Origin of the sequence: Clostridium sp. AF32-12BH (assembly GCF_003477935.1) — a bacterium.
In the GTDB taxonomy this organism is placed as follows: domain Bacteria; phylum Bacillota; class Clostridia; order Lachnospirales; family Lachnospiraceae; genus Brotaphodocola.
Genome location: NZ_QUEH01000024.1, coordinates 1 through 1579 on the forward strand (window position 1 = coordinate 1; position 1579 = coordinate 1579).

The following is a 1579-nucleotide window of genomic DNA, read 5'->3' on the forward strand; positions in this document are numbered from 1 at the left end:
TTGTGCGCCCAGCTAAGGGTGTGTAGTCAAGCCGGTGGGAATCCGGTTTATCCAAGGTTTAGCCAACCAGATAATAGCGAGTCTTGGGATGATGTCGGTAACGCATCTGACAAGCGTAGACAGCAAGAAAGCAGGGTTGAATAGTGATTGAGCTTCGAAACGTTAACTTCAGTCGGTCGACGTCTTAACTGGTGCGGAAGACAATACCATGTAATACGATATGGCGAGTATTATGTGGCACTGTGGAGTCAGAGAACCAATCATGTTTTACATTGTGAATACACATCAACTGGGGAGAACCTGCTGTTTCTCGAAAAAGAGTATGAGGTCACAACTGAAAACGGAGGACTTCAAATGAATGGCAGGTAGTCGGACAATCCCATAGTACTGTAGAAATCGGGTAATACCGATGGAGGGAAGGGGATTGCATAGTAAAGGTCTTACTGAGGACACATTATCCGTACTCAGGGACGGAGGAAATAATGGAAACGAAATTAGTAAGAATAGTTGAGATATCGGCAATATCAAAACATCCTATATTTACATCAGTGTACCACTTGATAAATGAAGATATGCTAAAGCAATGTCATAAGGAATTAGATGGGAGCAAAGCAGTCGGAATCGACAAGGTAACCAAAGATGAGTATGGGAAGAACCTTGACAGAAATATCAAGGATTTAGTACAAAGGCTGAAAAACAAATCCTTTAAGCCACTTCCATCGCTGAGAGTATACATTCCCAAAGCAAATGGAAAGAAAAGACCATTAGGGATAGCTTCTTATGAGGATAAGATTGTACAAATGGCAGTGAAGAAAATATTGGGTGCTATTTATGAGCCAAGATTCCTAAACTGTATGTATGGATTCAGACCGAACAGAGGTTGTCACGAAGCGATAAAAGAGGTATATCAACGGATAAGTTATGGGAAAATCAGCTATATTGTAGATGCTGACATCAAAGGGTTCTTTGACCATATCGACCATGAGTGGATGATGAAGTTTCTCGAATGGAACATACAGGATAAGAACTTACTGTGGCTGATACGTAAATATCTTAAAGCAGGAATAATGGAACAAGGTAAATTTGAACCAACAGAGGAAGGTTCGGCACAAGGCTCCGTAATGAGTCCGATGCTTGCGAATATATACATGCATCATGTGCTGACGCTGTGGTTCAAACTTGTAGTGAAGAAGGAAATGCAGGGAGAGTGTTTTCTTGTCAACTTTGCGGATGATTTTGTTGCAGGATTTCAATATAAGTCAGAAGCTGAAAGATACTATAAAGAGTTAAAAGAACGAATGGAAAAGTTTGGTCTGGAACTTGAGAGTAGTAAAAGCAGACTGATTGAATTTGGAAGATTTGCAGAGCAGAATCGCAGGGCAAGAGGGGAACATAAACCGGAAACATTTGACTTTCTGGGATTTACTTTCTACTGTAGCAAAAACCGAAAAGGAGGTTTCGCACCAAAAGTACAGACTTCAAGAAAGAAGTTTGAGCAAAAGGTCAGAGCCTATAAGAATTGGATTTATGATAATCGAAATCGACCGATGCGAGAGATAATCAAGGAATTGAATGTGAA

1 protein-coding gene is annotated in these 1579 nt (G+C 40.5%); it reads left to right on the plus strand.

The genetic code is table 11. The features are described from left to right. Positions 1 to 482: 482 nt before the first annotated feature. The coding region (ltrA, locus tag DWZ40_RS17765; RefSeq protein ID WP_243035384.1) for a group II intron reverse transcriptase/maturase at positions 483 to 1579 on the plus strand (1097 nt) is incomplete at its 3' end.